This is a genomic window from Micromonospora sp. MA102 (assembly GCF_025460765.1).
Lineage (GTDB): Bacteria > Actinomycetota > Actinomycetes > Mycobacteriales > Micromonosporaceae > Micromonospora > Micromonospora halotolerans.
In genome coordinates this window covers 234,857-255,295 of record NZ_JAMWEG010000007.1, presented here as the reverse complement: position 1 = coordinate 255,295, position 20,439 = coordinate 234,857, and the positions used below count along the sequence as shown (strand labels likewise).

At 74.5% G+C, this 20,439-nt stretch carries 16 protein-coding genes; 9 read left to right on the top strand and 7 right to left on the bottom strand.

All coding sequences use genetic code 11. The features are described 5' to 3' along the window. Complete coding sequence (locus NFX44_RS16815; protein WP_262284491.1) at nt 1–1,242, bottom strand: peptidase C39 family protein; 1,242 nt, start codon at nt 1,240–1,242, stop codon at nt 1–3. A gap of 161 nt (nt 1,243–1,403) precedes the next feature. Between NFX44_RS16815 and NFX44_RS16810 the strand changes: the two genes are divergently transcribed. The 4 genes from NFX44_RS16810 to NFX44_RS16795 all read left to right on the top strand — a co-directional run bounded on the left by NFX44_RS16810 (nt 1,404) and on the right by NFX44_RS16795 (nt 6,621). Next, on the top strand, nt 1,404–2,072 hold the full coding sequence (locus NFX44_RS16810; RefSeq protein WP_262284490.1) for a response regulator transcription factor: 669 nt from the start codon (nt 1,404–1,406) through the stop codon (nt 2,070–2,072). Then, nucleotides 2,069–3,229, top strand: coding sequence for a cell wall metabolism sensor histidine kinase WalK (locus NFX44_RS16805; RefSeq protein ID WP_262284489.1), 1,161 nt, complete (start codon nt 2,069–2,071; stop codon nt 3,227–3,229). The genes NFX44_RS16810 and NFX44_RS16805 overlap by 4 nt, the downstream gene beginning before the upstream one ends. A 293-nt stretch (nt 3,230–3,522) precedes the next feature. Beyond that, nucleotides 3,523–6,027 (top strand): malectin, encoded by a 2,505-nt coding sequence (locus NFX44_RS16800; protein ID WP_262284488.1) that lies wholly within the window; start codon nt 3,523–3,525, stop codon nt 6,025–6,027. Between the two features lie 207 nt (nt 6,028–6,234). Continuing rightward, complete coding sequence (locus tag NFX44_RS16795) at nt 6,235–6,621, top strand: VOC family protein (protein ID WP_262284487.1); 387 nt, start codon at nt 6,235–6,237, stop codon at nt 6,619–6,621. 63 nt (nt 6,622–6,684) lie between these two features. On the opposite strand, the gene NFX44_RS16790 is transcribed toward NFX44_RS16795, so the two are convergent. From NFX44_RS16790 to NFX44_RS16775, 4 genes are all read right to left on the bottom strand, one after another. Continuing rightward, nucleotides 6,685–7,548 (bottom strand): hypothetical protein, encoded by an 864-nt coding sequence (locus NFX44_RS16790; protein WP_262284486.1) that lies wholly within the window; start codon nt 7,546–7,548, stop codon nt 6,685–6,687. A 244-nt stretch (nt 7,549–7,792) separates the two neighbouring features. Continuing rightward, on the bottom strand, nt 7,793–9,859 hold the full coding sequence (locus NFX44_RS16785; RefSeq protein ID WP_262284485.1) for a 3-hydroxyacyl-CoA dehydrogenase NAD-binding domain-containing protein: 2,067 nt from the start codon (nt 9,857–9,859) through the stop codon (nt 7,793–7,795). Then, nucleotides 9,856–11,052, bottom strand: a complete 1,197-nt coding sequence (locus NFX44_RS16780) for a thiolase family protein (protein ID WP_262284484.1) — start codon at nt 11,050–11,052, stop codon at nt 9,856–9,858. The genes NFX44_RS16785 and NFX44_RS16780 overlap by 4 nt, the downstream gene beginning before the upstream one ends. A 205-nt stretch (nt 11,053–11,257) precedes the next feature. Beyond that, the gene (locus NFX44_RS16775; RefSeq protein WP_262284483.1) at nt 11,258–12,580 is read right to left on the bottom strand and encodes a ribonuclease D; all 1,323 of its coding nucleotides are present in this window, start codon (nt 12,578–12,580) and stop codon (nt 11,258–11,260) included. Between the two features lie 219 nt (nt 12,581–12,799). Between NFX44_RS16775 and NFX44_RS16770 the strand changes: the two genes are divergently transcribed. Then, on the top strand, nt 12,800–14,215 hold the full coding sequence (locus tag NFX44_RS16770) for a trypsin-like peptidase domain-containing protein (RefSeq protein WP_262284482.1): 1,416 nt from the start codon (nt 12,800–12,802) through the stop codon (nt 14,213–14,215). A gap of 125 nt (nt 14,216–14,340) precedes the next feature. Next, nucleotides 14,341–15,231: a hypothetical protein gene (locus tag NFX44_RS16765; RefSeq protein WP_262284481.1), complete on the top strand. Its 891-nt coding sequence runs from the start codon at nt 14,341–14,343 to the stop codon at nt 15,229–15,231. A gap of 77 nt (nt 15,232–15,308) precedes the next feature. Here the strand turns inward: NFX44_RS16765 and NFX44_RS16760 are convergent, their stop codons facing one another. Continuing rightward, nucleotides 15,309–15,881: a DUF3000 domain-containing protein gene (locus tag NFX44_RS16760; protein ID WP_262284480.1), complete on the bottom strand. Its 573-nt coding sequence runs from the start codon at nt 15,879–15,881 to the stop codon at nt 15,309–15,311. A gap of 192 nt (nt 15,882–16,073) precedes the next feature. On the opposite strand from NFX44_RS16760, the gene hemE reads away from it, so the two are divergent. From hemE to hemQ, 3 genes are read left to right on the top strand one after another with little or no spacing between them, the layout of a single operon-like run. Beyond that, nucleotides 16,074–17,165: a uroporphyrinogen decarboxylase gene (hemE, locus tag NFX44_RS16755; RefSeq protein ID WP_262284479.1), complete on the top strand. Its 1,092-nt coding sequence runs from the start codon at nt 16,074–16,076 to the stop codon at nt 17,163–17,165. Nucleotides 17,166–17,178: 13 nt separating this feature from the next. Then, a complete protein-coding gene (gene hemG / locus NFX44_RS16750) occupies nt 17,179–18,588 on the top strand; it encodes a protoporphyrinogen oxidase (RefSeq protein ID WP_262284478.1) in 1,410 nt (469 codons plus the stop codon). After that, nucleotides 18,585–19,286, top strand: a complete 702-nt coding sequence (hemQ, locus tag NFX44_RS16745; protein WP_262284477.1) for a hydrogen peroxide-dependent heme synthase — start codon at nt 18,585–18,587, stop codon at nt 19,284–19,286. The genes hemG and hemQ overlap by 4 nt, the downstream gene beginning before the upstream one ends. 46 nt (nt 19,287–19,332) lie before the next feature. Here hemQ and NFX44_RS16740 read toward each other — a convergent pair whose 3' ends face one another. Then, a complete protein-coding gene (locus NFX44_RS16740) occupies nt 19,333–20,412 on the bottom strand; it encodes a lytic polysaccharide monooxygenase (RefSeq protein WP_262284476.1) in 1,080 nt (359 codons plus the stop codon). Nucleotides 20,413–20,439: the final 27 nt, after the last annotated feature.

Here is a 20,439-nt window from a genome sequence, read left to right as displayed (position 1 = left end):
CTACCAGTTGGCCTGCGCGGGCGCCGGCGGCAGCGGCACCGACTCGGGTCGCACCACGTAGACGACGCCGCCGCTGCCGCCCTGCCAGGCCGCCTCGAACGCCGACCGGGGCACGGTCCGGCGCACCCCCTCGTCGTCGGGGGCGTACGGGTCGTTGAGCACCGGGTCGCCGTCGGCCGTGAAGCCGACCAGCACGATGAGGTGCCCCCGGGTGTCGTAGTCCAGCCCGGGCACCTGCCCCCGGGTGAAGGCCGCCGAGACGATCAGCGGGATGCCGGCGGCCACGAACCGTTCCGCCTCGGCCAGCGAGCGCAGCCGCGTGACGAACGCGTCCACCCCGTGCAGCCCCGCGTACGCGGTGTTGAACGCCCAGTTCCCGGCCCCCACGTACGCGTGGTCGTAGCAGTGCCGGGCGGCGTGCACCACCACCGGTCGGGGGCCGGGCGGGGCGACCCAGGCGTACCGGTCCGGGGTGGGGCCGGCGCCCCAGAAGTCGAGCACCATCGAGACGCAGGTGGGGCTGCACCAGGAATCCCCGCCGCCGCCCCAGCGGGTCTCCCCGCCGGCGTGCAGCCGCTGCGCGTAGCGGGGCACGTCGAGCACCCGGCCCCGCGCCGCGCCGGTTGCCGTGGCGACCGGGGCCGGCGTCGGGACCGGCCCGCCGTCCGGTGCACCACCCGCGCGGGTGGCCGGCGTTCCGGTGCTGGCGCCCGTCGAGGCGACCACGCCGACGGTGCGCAGCACCGGGCCCGCCGGGGCGTCGGGGCGCCGGAGCAGGGTGACCCGGACCTGCCAGCCGGTGACGGTCGCGCCCGTCACGCGCAGGGTGTCGGCCGCGACCGAGGCCGCGTCGTCCGCCTGGCCCGGCACGGAGGAGCGGTGGATGGCCGTGTCGTCGGCGGCCCACCGGCCCAGCTCGTACCAGCCGGTGGTGGCGGTGTCCCCGGCGAAGCCGCGCAGCTCCACCCGCAGCCAGCAGCCGGACGGGGCGTCGGCGGTCCAGGAGGGCACCAGCTCGGCGACGGCGAAGCCGACCGGCACCACGGGGGAGGTCCAGGTCGCCGCGTCGTACCCGGCCGTGTCGCCGGAGTGCGGATCGGTGTGGTCCAGGCGGTCGGCCGGCGTCGCCAGCACCAGCCCGTCCGGACCGGCGGCCACCCCGTCGGCGGTGCCGAGGCGCAGGTCTGCCGGGAAGCGGAAGCGGTGGTACGTCACGTCCCGGCCGGGGTCGACAGCGGTCATGCGGGCTCCCGTCGGGCTCGGGCCCGGGCCCGGTGGCCGGGGCGCTTGTCGCTCGCTGCCGGGCAGCATCGCGTACCTGAAGATTTTTTGCAACGACGGCGCGCGAGGGACGCTTGGCGGCCCGCACTAGGTTGTGGGAGGTCACGACGTGGGAGGCCGGGATGCGGGTACTGGTGGTCGAGGACGAGCGGAACCTCGCCGACGCGATCGCGCGCGGGCTGCGCAAGCGCGGGATGGCCGTGGACGTCGCCTACGACGGCGACGCCGGGCACGAGGCCGCCTTCGTGACCCGCTACGACGTGGTGATCCTGGACCGGGACCTGCCCGGCGTGCACGGCGACCGGATCTGCGCCGACATGGCCGCCTCCGGCGCGCTGACCCGGGTGCTGATGCTGACCGCGAGCGTCACGGTCGCCGACCGGGTGGAGGGGTTGCGGCTCGGCGCCGACGACTACCTGCCCAAGCCGTTCGCCTTCGACGAGCTGGTCGCCCGGGTGCAGGCGCTGGGGCGGCGGGCCACCCCGGCCGCCCCGCCGGTGCTGGAGGTGGCCGACCTGGTGCTCGACCCGGCCCGCCGGGTGGTCACCCGCGGCGGCGAGCCGGTCGACCTGACCAACAAGGAGTTCGGCGTGCTGGCCGAGCTGCTCAAGGCGCGCGGCGCGGTGGTCTCCAGCGAGGAACTGCTGGAGCGGGTCTGGGACGCGAACACCGACCCGTTCACCACCATCGTCCGGGTCACCGTGATGACACTGCGCAAGAAGCTCGGCGACCCGCCACTGATCGACACGGTGGTCGGCGCGGGCTACCGGATCGGCGAGGCCGCCGCATGACCGCCCGGTCCCGGCCGCGGCCCACCCTGCGGCTGCGGCTCACCCTGCTCAACGGGGTGCTGCTGGTCGGGGCCGGTGCGGTCCTGGTGCTGCTGGCCTGGCTGCTGGTCCGGGACGCGCTGCGCCCCACCGACGAGCTGCTGCCCGGCACCACGGTGGTGCTCGCCGACGGCCGCACTCTCGACGCCGGGCACTGGCAGCGGGAACTGGTCGACGCCGCCTCCCGCGAGCTGCTGGTCAAGGCCCTGGTGGCACTGGTGGCGATCGGCATGGTCGGGATCGCCGGCGCGTACGCGGTGGCCGGCCGCGCGCTGCGCCCGCTGCACCAGGTCACCGCCACCGCGCGCCGGCTCGGCGAGACCACCCTCGACGAGCGGATCGGCTGGTCCGGCGCGAACGACGAGGTGGCCGAGCTGGCCGAGACCTTCGACGCCATGCTGGACCGGATCGGCGCCGCGTTCGAGGCGCAGAAGCGGTTCGTCGCCAACGCCTCGCACGAGCTGCGGACCCCGCTCGCGGTGATGCGCACGGAAATCGACGTGACGCTCAGCGACGACGAGGCGGACCTCGCCGAGTACCGCCGGATGGCCAGCGTGGTGCGGGACGCCTCGGAACGCGCCAACGGGCTGGTCGACGCGCTGCTGGTGCTGGCCCGCAGCGAGGCGCAGACGGGCGGCCGGCTGGCCCGGCGCACCGAGTTCGACCTCGCCGTGGGCACCGCCAACGCGCTCTCCGCGATGGCCCGCGAGGTGGAGCGGATCGGCCTCAAGGTGCACACCTCGCTGCGGGCCGCGCCGGTGGTCGGCGACCCGGGCCTGCTCGACCGGCTCGCCGGCAACCTCGTGGAGAACGCGGTCCGCTACAACCACCTGCACGGCCGGCTCTGGGTGCGCACCGGCACCGACGGACAGCGGTCCTGGCTCGTGGTCGGTAACACCGGCTTCGAGGTGGCCCCCGCCGACGTGCCGGGGCTGTTCGAGCCGTTCCGGCGCGGCGGGCAGGAGCGCACCGGCGCCCGCGGCTCCGGCCTCGGACTGTCCATCGTGCGCGCCGTCTGCGACGCGCACGGCGGCACGGTGAAGGCCGTCGCCCAGCCGGGCGGCGGCCTGGAGGTGACGGTCACCCTGCCGTCGGCCGACGCGCCGGCGGCCACCTAGGAGCCGATCGGCGTCCGCGCGGCCGACCGACGGTACGCGCCGGACCGCCGACCTGACGGCCGCCGCCCGCCGAACCACCATCCGCGGCCACCTGTTCGTGCGGGCGGCCCGGCTGTCCCGGCCGGTCGCGCCGGGTGGTCGGCCGGGAGCGGCGCGGTGGTCGGGCAGAAAGCGCGGCCGGTGCTGGACGGCGCGTGCCGGGTGGCCCAGGGTGAAGGCTGCCTCACGCCTGTCCACACCAGTCTCCGGAGCTGCCAGTGACCCCACCCTCGGCCCTCACGCGCCGTGTCCTCGTGGCCCTCACCGCCGTCGCGCTCGCCGCCGCCGGACTGGCCCCGGCCGGTCCCGCCGCCGCCGCGCCCGGCCACACCACGGTGGTCAAAGCGGTGCCCTCCACCGCCTCGCCGGACATCATGGACGGCACGGTCGACGCGATCCACGACGCCGGCTCCAAGATCATCGTGGCCGGCTCGTTCACCCGGGTGCAGAACCGCGGGACCGACGTCGACATCACCCGCAACTACCTGCTGGCCTTCGACAAGGCCACCGGCACGGTGGACACCGCCTTCGCGCCGACCGTCGACAACGAGGTGTACGCGGTGGTCGCCGGACCCACCGCCGGGACGGTCTTCGTGGCCGGCAAGTTCAACACCGTCAACGGGGTGACCCGGCGCAAGGTGGCTCTGGTCAACGTCGCCACCGGGGCTCTGGTCACCAGCTTCGCCGGCCCGGCGTTCAACGGACTGGTCAACGACGTCGCCCTGGTCGGCGGGCGGCTGCTGGTCGGCGGCATCTTCACCACGGCCGGCAACGCCAACCCGCGCGGCGGCCTCGCCTCGCTCAACGCGGGCACCGGCGCGCTGGACGGCTACCTCACCACGGCGCTCACCGAGCACCACAACTACGACGGGGTCAGCGGCGCGAACGGCGGCGTCGGGGCCGAGAAGCTGGCCGTCTCACCGGACGGAACGAAGCTCGTGGTGATCGGCAACTTCAAGAAGGCCGACGGGGTGCTGCACGACCAGATCGTCAAGCTGGACCTCGGCGCCACCGCGGCCACCGTGGCCGACTGGAACACCAACCGGTACACCCCGCGCTGCGCCTGGTGGGCGTTCGACTCGTACATGCGGGACATCGCGTTCGCCCCGGACGGCAGCTACTTCGTGGTGGTGACCACCGGCGCGCCCAACGGCGGCACGCTCTGCGACGCCGCCGCCCGCTGGGAGGCCGGCGCCACCGGCACGGACCTCCAGCCCACCTGGGTCGACTACACCGGCGGCGACACCTACCTCTCCGTCGGCATCAGCGAGCAGGCGGTCTACGTCGGCGGCCACTTCCGCTGGTTGAACAACAGCTTCGGCGGGGACTCCGCGCAGGCCGGTGCCGTCGGCCGGGCCAGCATCGCGGCCCTCGACCCGCGCACGGGCCTGCCGCTGTCCTGGAACCCCGGCCGGCACCCGCGCGGCGTCGGCGCCTCCGAGATGCTGGTCACCGCGGCCGGCCTCTGGGTCGGCTCGGACACCTCGTGGATCGGCAACTTCCAGTACCGGCGGGAGCGGATCGCGTTCTTCCCGCTGACCGGCGGCGCGGCGCCGCACCCGACCACCACGGCCACCCTCCCCGGGAACGTGTACCAGGCCGGGGTCCCCGCGCCGACGAACGTGCTGTACCGGATCAACGCGGGTGGTCCCCTCGTCGCCTCGACGGACACCGGACCGGACTGGGCGGCCGACGACGGTGGCAACCCCAGCCCGTACCACAACGCCGGCAGCAGCACCGCCGGCTTCGCCCCGGTCGGCGGCGTCGACGCCACCGTGCCGGCCGGCACCCCCGCCGCGCTCTACAGCGACGAACGCTGGGACCCGGCCGGCGACGCGGAGATGAGCTGGCAGTTCCCGGTGCCCACAGGCACCGAGGTGCAGGTCCGGCTCTACCTGGCCAACCGGTACGACGGCACGGCCGCCCCCGGCTCCCGGGTCTTCGACGTCGCCGTGGAGGGCACGACCGTCCTGGACGACCTCGACCTGTCCGCCGCCGTGGGCCACAACGTGGGCACCATGCGGGCGTTCACCGTGGTCAGCGACGGCTCGATCGGCGTCGACTTCCGGCACGTGGTGGAGAACCCACTCGTCGACGGCATCGAGATCGTCAAGACCGGCGCCCCGCCCGCCGGCACCGGCAACGAGGTGCAGGTCCGGTCGTACGACGGGGTCACCACGGTCGGCGCGGCCGCCCCGGTGGCCGTGCCGGACGGCACCGCCTGGTCCACCGCGCGGGGCGCGTTCTGGGTCGGCGGCACGCTCTTCTACGGCATGGACGGGTCGCTGTGGCGGCGCACCTTCGACGGGTCCACCTTCGGCGCCGCGTCGGCCGTCGACCCGTACCACGACGCCTACTGGGACGCCGTGGAGACGGACTCCGGCCCGGCCGGCCAGACGTACGTCGGGGTGACCAGCAACTTCTATCCCGAGATCCCCAACGTCACCGGCATGTTCTACAGCGGCGGCCGGCTCTACTACACCCTCGCCGGGCAGGGCGGCCTGTTCTGGCGCTGGTTCACCCCGGACAGCGGCGTGGTGGGCGCGGAGAAGTTCACCGTCGCCGGGGCGAGCGGCTTCGCCGACGCCGGCTCGGTCTTCCTGGCCGGCGGCACCCTCTACAAGGTCAACCGCGGCACCGGCGAGCTGTCGGCAACCGACTGGGCGGGCGGTGCGCCGGCCGCGGCGTTCACCGTGCGCAGCGGTCCGGCCGTGGACGGCGTCGACTGGCGGGCGATGGCGGTCTTCGTCGGCCCGTGACCTCCTGGCCTCCCATCCGGCCCGGTCCCGCCACGCGGGGCCGGGCCGGCCTTGTCCCCGCCGCCGGCTGATGACATGATCAGCGGCGTCAGCCCGAGGTGTGGAAGGGGGTGCGGTCGATGTCCACCATGAACAGTCCCGCGCCCCGCAGTCCCCGCTGACCGTCCGCACTCCGGCGGGGCGCACTCCGATCCAGGAGGAAGCACCGTGAGTGCACAGATCCACTGCGTCACCGTCGAGAGCGACGACCCGTACGTCCTGGCCAGCTGGTGGGCCCGGGCGCTCGACCGGAAGCTGCACGACGACGACCACCCCGGCGACCCGGAGGCGGTCCTCGCCGCCCCCGACGGCCACGGCCCCGACCTGCTCTTCGTCTCCGTGGGCGAGCGGCACGGCAAGGGCGCGTTCCACCTCGACGTGCACGCGGCCGAGGGGACCCGGGACGAGGAGGTGGCGCGGCTGCGCGACCTCGGGGCCACCCTGGTGGACGACCGGCGCCGGCCGGACGGCACCGGCTGGGTGGTCCTGGCCGACCCCGAGGGCAACGAGTTCTGCGTCTGCCGCAGCCCCGCCGAGCGGGCCGCGTCGGCCTGACCGGTGAAACGGAACCGGGCCCCCGCCTGCCGGCGGGGGCCCGGTGCACCGGGTCGGCGGGGACTAGTCCCGCTTCTCGATCTCGCCGCGCATGGTCACGAACTCCTGCTGGATCTCGGTCGCGGACTTGAAGTAGACCACCACCATGCCCAGGCTGCCCTTGTCGACCCAGAGGCACACGGCCACCGGGACGTCCTCGGCCTTGCCGTCGCCACACTTGGCCTCGCCGCCCAACGGGCCGGCGTCGACCGTCTTGAACTCCTTGGTGCCCAGCTGGGGCGTGATCGCCGTGATGGCGTCCGCCATCTCCTTCTGGGGGTCGGCGATGACACCGGACGCGCCGGCGATCATGACCAGGTCCTTCTTCGCCGGATCGCCGTAGAACGCGCCGGCCGTGCTGGTGGCGTTCGGGACGTCCTTGGCGATCTCGGACTTCATCTGGGTGGCGGCCGTCTGGAGAGACGGGTCGCTCACCTTGGCCCGACCGGCCAGCGTGGGGGGCTCGACCAGGCGGGTCTTGGTCGCCTGGACGACCTCACCGACCTCGTCCTTGGCGGCGAACCAGGTGGCGATGCCACCGCCCACGCAGAGCACCAGCACGACGGCCAGCACGATGAGCAGGATCTTGCCGACGCTGGACTTCTTCTTCGGCGGCAGCGGGGCCGGGGCGCCGTAGCCGGGCTGGCCGGCCTCCGGGTAGCCGCCGTACTGCTGGCCGGGCTGGCCGCTCTCCGGGTAGCCGCCGTACTGCTGGCCGGGCTGGCCGCTCCCCGGGTAGCCGCCGCCGTACTGCGGCTGCTGCTGGGGAGCCGGCGGGTAACCGCCGCCGTACTGGGGCTGCTGCTGCTGCGGCGGCTGGTAGCCGCCGGGCTGCTGCGGGGGCGGGGGGTAGGAACCGGGGTAGGGATTGGACGGCGGCTGGGACATGTTTTGGCAGCTCCTGCTGAGAAGTGCGGACGGGTGATCGTAGCCAGCCGCACCGACAGCGCACTGTCCGGCCACCGACGACGTGACGAAACCGGAATCGGGTTGTGACCGCGCCGGCCGCCCGGTGTGTCCGCGAGGTGTCCGGACGGTAGCCGATCTCCGACCCGGAAACGACCGATCGCGGTGGCCGGACCGTCCCAGGGGGACGGCCGGCCACCGCGATCGTGGGGGAGCGGCGGTGGGATCAGCCGCGCAGGCTGGCGACCCCGCGCGGAAGGAACCGCCGGCCGGTGACCCGCTCGGCGGTGCCGGTCCGGTCCAGGTACGGCGTGACGCCGCCCAGGTGGAACGGCCAGCCGGCGCCGAGGATCATGCACAGGTCGATGTCCTGCGCCTCGGCGACGACGCCCTCGTCGAGCATCAGCCGGATCTCCTCGGCCAGCGCGTCCAGCGCGTTCTGCCGGACCTGCTCGGCGGTGAGCGGCTGGTCGCCGACCACGAGCAGCTTGGCGACCTCCTCGTTGACCTGGTCGTCGACCACGATCGGCTGGCCCAAGTCGGCGATCCGCTTGAGGTTCTCGCTAACGCCGAAACGGCCCGGGAACGCGGTGTGCAGGGTGCCGCCCACGTGGTAGGCCACGGCCGGGCCGACCAGCTGGAGCAGGGCGAGCGGGCGCATCGGCAGGCCCAGCGGGTCCAGCGCGCTGTTCGCCACGTCCAGCGGGGTGCCCTGGTCGACGGCGGCGAAGACGGTGCCGAGGAAGCGGGTCAGCAGCCGGTTGACCACGAACGCCGGGGCGTCCTTGACCAGCACGCTGGACTTCTTCAGCTGCTTGCCGACCGCGAACGCGGTCGCGAGGGTGGCGTCGTCGGTCCGCTCGCCGCGGACGATCTCCAGCAGCGGCAGCACGGCGACCGGGTTGAAGAAGTGGAAGCCGACCACCCGCTCGGGGTGCTCCAGGTCGGCGGCCATCTCCGTGATCGACAGGCTGGAGGTGTTGGTGGCGAGCACCGCCTCCGGCTTGACGATCTTCTCCAGCTCGGCCCAGACCTGCTTCTTGACGCCGAGGTCCTCGAACACCGCCTCGATGACGAAGTCGGCGTCGGCGAAGACGGACTTGTCGACCGAGCCGCTGACCAGCCCGTACAGCTTGGCCGCGGTGCCCTTGTCCATCCGGCCCTTGCTGACGGCCTTCTCGATCTGGGTGTGCACGTAGCCGACGCCCTTGTCCACCCGGGACTGGTCCAGGTCGGTCATGACGACCGGCACCTGGAGGCGGCGGGCGAAGAGCAGGGCGAGCTGGCTGGCCATCAGGCCGGCGCCCACGATGCCCACCTTGGTGACCGGGCGGGCCAGGCCCTTGTCCGGCGCGCCGGCCGGCCGCTTGGCCCGCCGCTGCACCAGGTCGAAGGCGTACAGGCCGCTGCGCAGCTCCTCGGAGAAGACCAGGTCGGCCAGCGCCTCGTCCTCGGCCGCGGTGCCGGCCGCGAAGTCGGCGTCCTTCGCGGTCTCCAGCAGGTCCAGCGCCTTGTACGCGGCCGGGACCGCGCCGTGGAGCCGCTGGTCCAGGGTCTGCCGGGCGAAGTAGAGCACGCCCGCCCACATGTCCTTGTCGACCTCGGGGCGGGTCACGGTGACCTCGCCCCGGACGACGCCGGCGGCCCACTCCAGCGACCGCTCCAGGAAGTCGGCCGGCTCCAGCAGCACGTCGGCGATGCCCATCTCCGCCGCCTGCTTCGGCTTGAGCATCTTGTTCTGCATGAGCGGGTTCTGCAGGATCACCTGCGTCGCGGCCGGGATGCCGATCAGGTTCGGCAGCAGCTGGGTGCCGCCCCAGCCGGGGACCAAACCGAGCGAGACCTCGGGCAGCGCCAGGGCCGCCGCGCCCGCCGACAGGCTCCGGTAGTGGCAGTGCAGGGCCAGCTCCAGGCCGCCGCCCATCGCCGCGCCGTTCACGAAGGCGAAGGTCGGGACGGTGCTGTCCTTGAGCCGGGCGAAGACCCGGTGGCCGAGCCGGCCGATCTCCAGCGCCTGCTCGCGGTTCTCCAGCTGCGGGAGGCTGGTGATGTCCGCGCCCACGCAGAAGATGTACGGCTTGCCGGTGACCGCGATGAACGCCGGCTCCGCCGCCAGGGCGGCGGTGATCGCCTCGTCCAGGCTGGTCAGGCCGCCCGGGCCGAAGCTGTTCGGCTTGGTGTGGTCGAAGCCGTTGTCCAGGGTGATGAGGGCGGCGGGACGGTCCAGCCCCGGTACGTTCACCTGGCGCAGCAGCGCCTTGGTGACGACCTCGTTCGGTGCGGCGAGGCTCACTTGTCTCCACCCTCCCAGTGCGGGTTCTCCCAGATGACGGTGCCGCCCATGCCGATGCCGATGCACATGGCGGTGAGGCCGTAGCGGACCTCGGGGTGCTCGGCGAACTGCCGGGCGAGCTGGGTCATCAGCCGGACGCCGGAGGAGGCGAGCGGGTGACCGATGGCGATCGCACCGCCCCACTGGTTGACCCGCGGGTCGTCGTCGGCGATGCCGAAGTGGTCGAGGAAGGCGAGCACCTGCACCGCAAAGGCCTCGTTCAGCTCGAACAGGCCGATGTCGTCGATGCTCAGGCCGGCGATGCGCAGCGCCTTCTCGGTCGACGGGATCGGGCCGACGCCCATCACCTCGGGCTCGACGCCGACGAAGCCGTACGACACCAGCCGCATGCCGATCGGCAGGCCCAGCTCGCGGGCGGTCTCCTCGGCGACGAGCAGGGCCGCGGTGGCGCCGTCGTTCAGGCCGGCCGCGTTGCCCGCGGTGACCTTGCCGTGCGGGCGGAACGGGGTCTTGAGGGTGGCGAGCTTCTCCAGCGAGGTCTCCCGGGGAGCCTCGTCGGTCGTGGCCAGGCCCCAGCCGGCCTCGGGGTCGCGGATCGCCACCGGCACCAGGTCGCCCTGGAGCTTGCCGTTGGCGTACGCCTTGGCGGTCTTCTGCTGCGAGGCGAGCGCGAACGCGTCGGTGCGCTCCTTGGTGATGTGCGGGACCCGGTCGTGCAGGTTCTCCGCGGTGGCGCCCATGACCAGCGCGGACGGGTCGACCAGCTTCTCCGCGATGATCCGCGGGTTGGGGTCGACGCCCTCGCCCATCGGGTGCCGGCCCATGTGCTCGACACCGCCGGCGATGGCCACGTCGTACGCGCCCACGGCGATGCCGCTGGCGACGGTGGTGACGGCGGTCATCGCGCCGGCGCACATCCGGTCGATGGCGAAGCCGGGCACCGTCTTGGGCAGGCCGGCCAGCAGGGCGGCGGTGCGGCCGATGGTCAGGCCCTGGTCGCCGATCTGGGTGGTGGCCGCGATGGCGACCTCCTCCACCTTCTCCGGCGGGAGCTGCGGGTTGCGCCGCATCAGCTCGCGGATGCAGCGGATCACCAGGTCGTCGGCGCGGGTGTTGGCGTACATGCCACCCGCCTTGCCGAACGGGGTGCGGACGCCGTCGACGAAGACGACATCGCGAACTTCACGGGGCACTTGGAGCCTCCTAGCCGGCACTGGCGTTTCCCCGGATGCTACTCGCCAGTAACCACCGCCGACACCACCCCCCGTGTGGCCAACCCCACACACCCCGCGAGCGCCGTCGCCCGGTCGATCATGAAGTTGGCGGCGATGTCGATCTCCGAAACTGCCGTCAACTTCATGATCGACGCCGGGGTCGAGGTCCGGGTCGGGGTTGGGGTCAGGAGGTCGGGAGGTTCAGGGCCTCCGTCAGGGCGGGGAGGAGGAGGGTGATCTGCCACTCCCTCGCGCCGAAGGTGCGGAGGGTTTCCGCGACCGTGTCGTCGGTGATCTCCTCGGGGGGCTGCCAGGCCAGGCGGCGGATGAAGTCCGGGGCGATCAGGTTCTCCGGCGGCAGGTGGTGGGCGCCGGCCGTGCCGACCACCACCTCGCGGCACCGGGCCAGCCGGCCGGCCGCCACCGGATCCCGCTCCGCCCACCGGTGTGGCGGCGGCGGACCCTCCACCACCGGGTTCACCGGCAGGGCGTCGTCCGGCAGCTGGCGCGCGTCGTCCAGGGCCGCCAGCCAGGTACGCGCCAGCCGGCGCACCGAACGGCCACCGAAACCGGGCAGGGTCAGCAGGGTCTTCTCGTCCTTCGGGTCCAGCTCCGCGGCCGCCACGATGGCCGAGTCCGGCAGCACCCGGCCCGGTGCGGCGTCCCGCCGCGCGGCGATCTGGTCCCGCGCGTACCACAGCGAGCGCACCCGGGCCTGGGCCCGCGCGCCGCGCACCCGGTGGATTCCCGAGGTGCGGCGCCACGGCTCGGCCCGCACCCGGGGCGGGCGGGCGCCGTTGAGCACCAGCGCGGCGAACTCCTCCGCCGCCCACGCCGACTTGCCCTGCTTGGCCAACTCCTCGTCGAGCGCGTCGCGCAGGTCGACCAGCAGCTCCACGTCCAGCGCCGCGTACGTCAGCCAGGACTCCGGCAGCGGCCGGCTCGACCAGTCCGCCGCGGAGTGGTGCTTCTCCAGGCTGTAGCCGAGCACCTGCTCGGTCAGCGCGGCCAGACCCACCCGCTCGAAGCCGGCCAGCCGGGCGGCCAGCTCGGTGTCGAACAGCCGGCGCGGGCGCAGGCCCAGCTCGGCGAGGCAGGCGAGATCCTGACTGGCGGCGTGCAGCACCCACTCCGCCCCGGCGATCACACCGTCGAGGGCGGTCAGGTCGGGCAGCGGCAGCGGGTCGATCAGCGCCGTGCCGGAGCCCGCCCGGCGCAGCTGCACCAGGTAGGCGCGCTGGCTGTAGCGGTAGCCGGAGGCACGCTCGGCATCCAGGGCCACCGGGCCGGTGCCGGCCGCGAAGCGGGCCACGACCTCGTCGAGCTCGCTCGGGGTGGCCACCGGCGCGGGCGTGCCCTCGCGCGGGGCGATCAGCGGGACGGGCCCGCCGGCGGTGGGTTCGGTCCCCGCGTCCGCCGGCTCCGGCGTGGCCGAGGACGGATGCGGCGACGCCTCTTCCGTACGGCTTTCGGCAGCCCGACGGCGCAGGGGTGGTTCGTCGGTCACCTGACAACCCTAGTGCGCCGGGCGATCCGGTGTGCGCAGCCGGTCGGGCGCGTGTCGGCCGGATGTCCCACAGGTGTCGTGACCGGGTCGGGTTGCGCCGGGGTGGCAGGGTCGGACACCGGGGGAGACAAACCCCGTTCACGCAGGTACGGTCCATCGAGCCGCGGGCCGCGAGGGGATGCCGGGCACGGTGCGGTCACGGGGGAGGACAGGGCGATCATGACGGGCGTCTACGGGGCCGGGGACGGCGTGCCGGGGCGGGGCGGCGACGAGACCGCCGCCCCGGGGACCGACCGGCCGGGACCGCTGCCGCCGCGCATCGTCCCACCCACCGGCCACGCCACCGTTCCCGGCCAGCCGGCCGGCCACCCCGCCGCGCCGACCCCGGGCCTCCCGGGCGCGCCCGCCGACGGCTTCCCGCCGGCCGGCGCCACGACCGGGCCTGGAGCGGCCTACGGCTCCCCAACCGCCACCCCCGGCGCGGGCTTCGGCTCCGCGCCCGCCGCCTTCGGCGCGGCGCCCGCCGCCTCCGGTTCCGTGCCCGGCGGCTTCGGCGCGGCGCCCGGTGCGCCGGGCGCCAGCCAGCCGGGTGCCGGGGTCACGTGGTCGGCGGCACCGAACAGCGGTCAGTGGGGTGGCCCGACCGCACCGACTCCGCGCACCCCCGGCGGCTGGCCGCCCGCACAGCCGGGCGCCGTTCCGGGGCAGTTCGCCGGCCAGCCCGGCGTCGCCGCGCAACCGGCCCCGGCGTCCGGCCCGGCGTACCCCGGTCAGCCCACGTCCGGTCCGGCGTACCCCGGGCAGGCTGCCGGCGGGACGCTGCCGGTGCCGCCCGCCGGGCACCCCGAGCGGTCCGGGCGGGGGCGGCGGCTGCCGGTGGTGGCGCTCGTCCTGGCCGGGATCCTGGCGCTGGTGGCGGGCCTGCAGGCGTACCAGATCCACCGGCTGGACGACCGGCTCGCCGCCACCGACCGGCGGCTGGCCGAGGCGCAGGGCGCGACCGCCGGCCGGCTCGACGGCCTGGAGGAGCGGGCGGGCGTCCTGGAGAAGCAGGCCGGGGCGGCGTTCAACCCGGAGGCCGTGGCGAGCGCGGTGCTGCCCAGTGTCTTCCGGGTCCGCGCCGGCCAGTTCACCGGCACGGCCTTCGCCATCGGCAAGGCCCCGTCCGGCGGCGGCACCACGCTGCTCACCAACTTCCACGTGGTGGAGGCCGTGTTCACCGCGGGCGACCGCAAGGTCTTCCTGGAGCGCACCGACCAGCGGTTCGAGGCGACCATCGTCGAGGTCGACAAGGACAAGGACCTCGCCCACCTGCGCACCACCGCGAAGTTCACCGGCCTGGTGGCGGCGCGTACCCCGGTCAAGTCCGGGCAGCAGATCGTGGTGGTCGGCGCGCCGCTCGGCCTCCAGGACAGTGTCACCACCGGCGTGGTGAGCGCGTTCCGCAAGGACGAGGGCGGCTCCGGTCCGGTGATCCAGTTCGATGCTCCGATCAACCCGGGCAATTCCGGCGGGCCGGTGATCAACGGCTCGAAGGAGGTCGTGGGGATCGCCACGGCCAAGGCCCGGGACGCCGAGGGCATCGGCCTGGCGGTGCCGATCAAGACCGCGTGCGACCGGTTCAAGCTCTGCTGACCGGCGCGCCGCCGGCGGCTTGACCGCGTACCGCACCGTCGAGGCGTGGGCCCCGACCCCGCCGACCGCAGACCCCGGCCCTACGGGCCACCCCGCGGGGGACCAGCAAACCTGGAGGAAGAACCATGTCCCAGCCACCGACCGGAGCGGGCGACTACCCGCCCCAGCCGCCGGGGGGCACCGTCTACGGCAGCCCGTACGGGGCGCAGCCGGAGCCCCCGCAGCACGGGGCGGCCCAGCCCGAACCGACCCTGCCGCAGCCCACCGCCCCGGTGCCCGGGCAGTACGCGCCGGGCGCCGCCCCGGTCCGGCCGCCGGGCGCCCCGTACTCCGCGCCGGGCTACCCGCAGCCCATGTCGGCCCCGCCGACCTCCGGCGCGGGCGCCGCGCCCGGCTACCCGCAGCCCATGTCCGCCCCGCCGATCTCCGTCCCGCCGGTCTCCGGCGCCGCCTCGGCGCCCGGCTACCCGCAGCCGATGTCGGCCCCGCCGGGCTACCCGCAGCCGATGTCGGCCCCGCCGGGCTACCCGCAGCCCATGTCCGCCCCGCCGGGCCACCCCATGTCGGCCCCGCCCGGCTCGGCGCCGCCCTACGGGGCGCCCGCGGCGGGTGGCGGCAAGGGGCGGGCCGCCCTGATCCTGGGCATCGTGGCCGGGCTGCTCCTGGTCCTCGGCGGCGTGATGACCGGTCTCTACGTCACCACCAACGGCAAGCTGCACAAGGCCGAGCAGCAGGTCAGCCAGCGGGACGGCACGATCACCGCGAACCGGCAGGAGATCGACAAGCTCAAGGGTGACCTCCAGACGGTCCGCGACCGGCTCGCCGACACCGAGCAGGACCTGACCGGCACCAAGAACGACCGGGACGAGCAGGCCCGCCAGAAGAAGGTCATCGGGAACTGCCTGGACAAGCTGACCGCGGCCATCGCGGCGGCGTCCCGGGGCGACAAGGCGGCCTTCGACGCCGCCAACAAGGGGTTGGACAAGATCTGCGACGAGGCCGAGAACTACCTCTGACCCGGGGTTCACGACGGGCCGCTCCGACCGGTCGGGGCGGCCCTCGTCGTGCCGGGGCACGACGATCGGGCGTGGGGTCAGGCGGCGCCGGCGGGGCGGCGGGTGTGCAGCGCCGTGACGCCGGGTGGGGGGAGGCCGGCCGTCGAGGCGAGCAGGGTGCACCAGCCGAGCAGGTGCGGGGCCAGGTCGGCGCCGAGCGGCGTCCAGGAGGCGCGGATCTCGATGTCGCCCGCGGCGGGCGGCCCGGCCAGCTCGCCGAACCGGGTGGAGAGCGTCTGGGTGACGGTGCCGCCGATGGCCCGGTAACGGGCCTCCTGGGCGTCGAGGGCGTCGGTCAACCAGGTCCAGCCCACGCCGGGCAGCAGCGGGTCGCTGGCCAGGTCGACCTCCAGCTCGGCGGTCACGTAGGTGACCAGCCGCAGGGTGCCCTGCCACGCCTCGTGCCCGGCCGGGTCGTGCAGCAGGATGAGCCGTCCGGTGGCCACCTCGTCGCCGTCGCGCAGCACGCCGGCCGAGAGCGCGAACGCGTAGGGGGCCAGGCGCTGCGGGGCGCCGACCTCCTCGAGCACGATCTCCGGGCGGCATGTCACCGATCGCAGCCCCTCGACCGCGCGGGCGAAGACTTCTGGAAGCGCGATCGGGGGGGCCATGACGGCAGCCTATGCCGCCCCGCTCCGCCCCGTGTGACGGCACGCCGGGCGGTCATCCCGATCTTGCGGACGGGATCGCGTGGGAAGGGGACACGTCGCTGCCGCGGGCGTCAACGAGGGGTCCTTCCTTTCACGTCACAAAAGGCGGCGGTGGTGGCGGGGGGTGTCCGGGCGCGTGGCACGATTGCCGCGATGACCACCGACACCACGGGCACTGCCGCCCGAGACGGAGAATCCCGCCGCGGCGGGCCGGCCGACTCGCCCTTCGTCCGCGCCTGCCGGCGCGAGCCGGGCCCGCACACCCCGGTCTGGTTCATGCGCCAGGCCGGCCGGTCGCTGCCGGAGTACCGCGACATCCGGGCCAACGTGCCGATGCTGGACTCGTGCCGCCGCCCCGAGCTGGTCCGGGAGATCACCCTCCAGCCGGTCCGCCGGCACGGTGTCGACGCGGCCATCCTGTTCAGCGACATCGTGGTGCCGGTGGCCGCCGCCGGGGTCGACCTGGACATCGTGCCCGGCACCGGCCCGGTGGTGGCCGAACCGGTCCGCACCGCCGCCGACGTCGAGCGGATCAACCCGATCGGCCGCGACGAGGTGTCCTACGTGGACGAGGCCGTGCGGCTGCTCGTCGCCGAGCTGGGCGACACCCCGCTGATCGGCTTCGCGGGCGCGCCGTTCACCCTGGCCAGCTACCTGGTCGAGGGCGGGCCGTCGCGGACCCACGCGAAGACCAAGGCCCTGATGTACGGCGACCCGGAGCTGTGGCACGCGCTCTGCGACCGGCTCGCCGAGGTGACGCTGGCGTTCCTGCGGGTGCAGGTCGACGCCGGGGTCTCCGCGGTGCAGCTCTTCGACTCCTGGGCCGGGGCGCTCTCCGAGGCGGACTACCGCCGCTACGTGTTGCCGCACTCGGCGTACGTGCTCGCCGGCCTGGCCGACGCGGGGGTGCCCCGCATCCACTTCGGGGTGGGCACGGCGGAGCTGCTCGGCGCGATGGGCGAGGCCGGCGCCGACGTGGTCGGCGTGGACTGGCGTACGCCGCTGGACGTGGCGACCCGACGGATCGGCCCGGACCGGGCCGTGCAGGGCAACCTCGACCCGGCCGTGCTGCTCGCACCGTGGCCGGTGGTGGAGGCCGAGGTGCGCCGGATCCTCGACGAGGGGCGGGCCGCCCCCGGCCACGTGTTCAACCTCGGTCACGGCGTGCTGCCGGAGACCGACCCCGACGTGCTGACCCGGGTGGTCGCGCTGGTGCACGAGCTGTCCGCGCGACCGGACGCGTAAGGGAGGGACGACCATGGCGCGACCGTGGCGGGTGGCGATCGTCGGTGGCGGGATCACCGGGCTGGCCGCCGCCGTCCGGTTGCGTGACCGCGCCCCCGCCGGCACCGAGATCACCGTGTTCGAGCAGTCCGGCCGCCTCGGCGGCAAGCTGCGCACCGGTGAGCTGGCCGGTGGGCCGGTCGAGTTCGGCGCCGAGTCGTTCCTGATGCGCGACCCGGCCGGCGGGGAGTCGGCCGTGGTGACCCTGGTCCGCCGGCTCGGCCTGGCCGACGCGATCGTGCACCCCACCGTCGGGCAGGCGGCTCTGCTGGTCGACGGCGGGCTGCGCCCGGTCCCGGGCGGCACCCTGGTGGGCGTACCCGGGGATCTGCACCGGGTGGCGGCGGTGGCGCGACCGGCCGCGGCGGCCGATCGGGACGGCGGCGCGCCGCTGCTCCCGCCGGACGCCGACGTGTCGGTCGGCGCGCTGGTGCGCGACCGGTTCGGCGACGAGGTGGTGGACCGGCTGGTCGACCCCATGCTCGGCGGTGTCTACGCGGGCCGGGCCGACGACCTGTCGCTGGTCACCACCATGCCGGCGCTGGCCCGCGCGGCCCGGGTCGAGCACACCCTGGTGGGCGCGGTCCGCGCCGCGCAGGCGGCCGCGCCCCGCGCCCCCGGCGCCCCGGTCTTCGGCACCCTGGCGGGCGGGCTGAGCACGCTTGTCGACGCGGCGGCGCGGGAGAGCGGGGCGACGATCCGCCGGGACGCGGCCGTGCGCGAGCTGCACCGCACCCCGACCGGCTGGCGCCTCACCGTCGGCCCGACCCGGGACCCTGAGTTCGTCGAGGCCGACGCCGTGCTGCTGGCCGTGCCGGCCCGGCCCGCCGCCCGGCTGCTCGCCGGCCCGGCCCCGGAGGTCGCGGCGACCGTCGGCGGGCTGGACTACGCCAGCGTCGCGCTGGTCACCATGGCCCTGCCCGAGCCGGAGCTGCCCGAGCTGTCCGGCTTCCTGGTGCCCGCCACCGAGGGGCTGCTCATCAAGGCGTCCACCTTCTTCACCACGAAGTGGGGGCACCTGCGCCGGCCGGACGGGCTCGCCCTGGTCCGCGCCTCGGTGGGCCGGTACGGCGAGGAGGCCTCGCTTCAGCTCACCGACGAGGACCTGGTCGCCACCGTGCACCGGGAGCTGTCGAAGGTGCTCGGCACGCCGCTGCCCGCGCCGGTGGCCCAGCACGTCCAGCGGTGGGGCGGCGCCCTGCCGCAGTACACCCCCGGCCACCTCGGCCGGGTGGCGGCGGTCCGGGCGGCCCTGCGGGCCGCCCAGCCGACGCTGGCCCTGGCCGGGGCCGGCTACGACGGCGTCGGCATCCCGGTCTGCGTCCGCTCCGGCGAGACGGCGGCCGAAGAGATCATCACTGTACTGGGAGGATCGGCAGCATGACGGAGCAGACCAACGCGGCCCGGCTGCGGGAGCTCAACGACACCATCCGCTACACCATGTGGTCGGTCTACCGGGCCACCAGCCCTCTCCCGTCGCTGCGCGAGAACGTCGTGGCCGAGGTCGAGTCGCTCTTCGAGGAGCTGGCCGGCAAGGACGTGACCATCCGCGGCACGTACGACGTGGCCGGCCTGCGGGCCGACGCAGACCTGATGATCTGGTGGCACTCGTCCTCCAGCGACGCCCTCCAGGACGCCTACCTGCGGTTCCGGCGCACGACGCTGGGCCGGGCGCTGACCCCCGTCTGGTCGCAGATGGCGCTGCACCGGCCGGCCGAGTTCAACAAGAGCCACATCCCGGCGTTCCTGGCCGACGAGGAGCCCCGCGCCTACCTCTGCGTCTACCCGTTCGTCCGGTCGTACGAGTGGTACCTGCTGCCGGACGCCGAGCGGCGTGAGCTGCTGGCCGAGCACGGCAAGATGGCGCGCGGCTACCCGGACGTGCGGGCCAACACGGTCGCCTCGTTCGCCCTGGGCGACTACGAGTGGATGCTCGCCTTCGAGGCCGACGAGCTGCACCGGATCGTCGACCTGATGCGCGACCTGCGCGCCTCCGGGGCCCGCCGGCACGTGCGCGAGGAGATCCCCTTCTACACGGGTCGCCGCCGCTCGATCGCCGACTTCGTGACCTGCCTGGTCTGACCGTGCCCGGCCGGGGCCGCGAGCCGCGACCCCGGCCGGACTGCGGTCAGGCGACCGTGGTGCAGGAGACGTTCCCCGGCACCGGGTTGCTCGCACCCGACGAGCCGACGAAGCCGAACGACGTGCTCGCCCCCGCGGCGAGGGCGCCGTTGTAGGCGACGTTACGGGCGGTGACCAGCGTCCCGCTGGTGCTCACCGTGGCGTTCCACGCCGAGCTGACCTGCTGGCCGTTGGCGTAGGTCCAGCTCACCGACCAGCCCCGGACCGGTGACCCGCCGTTGGTCACCTGCACCTCGGCCTGGAAGCCGCCGCTCCACTGGCCGGTGATCCGGTAGGTCGCCGTGCAGGCGCCGGCCGGGTTCGGCGTCGTGGGCGGGGTGGTCGTCGGCGGGGTCGTGGTCGGGGGCGGCGTCGTCGGCGGGGTGGTCGAGCCGCCGCCGAAGTCCACGTCGCTGCACAGGTAGTACGACTGGTCCAGGTGGCTGGCCTGCCAGATGGTGTAGACGACGTGCCGGCCGGTCCGGCCCGGCGCGTTCGCCGGCACCTGGATCGACACGCCCTGGCTCTCCGGCGTCCACTGGCTGGCCGGGGTGTTGCCGATCTGGCCGACCAGCTCCAGGTCGCTCCAGCGCAGCGGCGTGGTGAGCGCGTTGTAGCCCTGCTTCGTCACGTACACCCGGATGTAGTCGGCGCCGTGGCTGGCCTGGTCGTACAGCTTGATCCGGAAGTTGGTGGTCACCGGCGAGGTCTTCCAGGCGCCGACGGTGTCGAGGGCGTTGTAGCGCCCGCTGGCGGTGCGCCCGCCGCTGCACAGCTGGCCGTCCGGGATGGCCGCCTGGTGGTTGCCGGCGACGCCCTCCCGGAACAGGCCGTTCCAGTTCCACATGGCGTTCGGGTCGGCCTGCCAGGCCTGCCAGCACATCGGGTCCTGGGTGGCCATCGCGGGGTTCTGGAAGTCACTGCCCCAGCGCTGCCAGCAGCCGTAGTTGCGCGACGCCGGGTCGACCACCGACCCGTGCGCCGAGGCCGGGCCGGACAGGGCGGTGGTGAGCAGCGCCGCGACGACCGCGCAGACGCTCAGGATCGCCGCCACGATCGGGACGCGGCGGCGGTGCGGAGTGGACATGGTGAGCCTCCGGGGTGGGGATGTCGG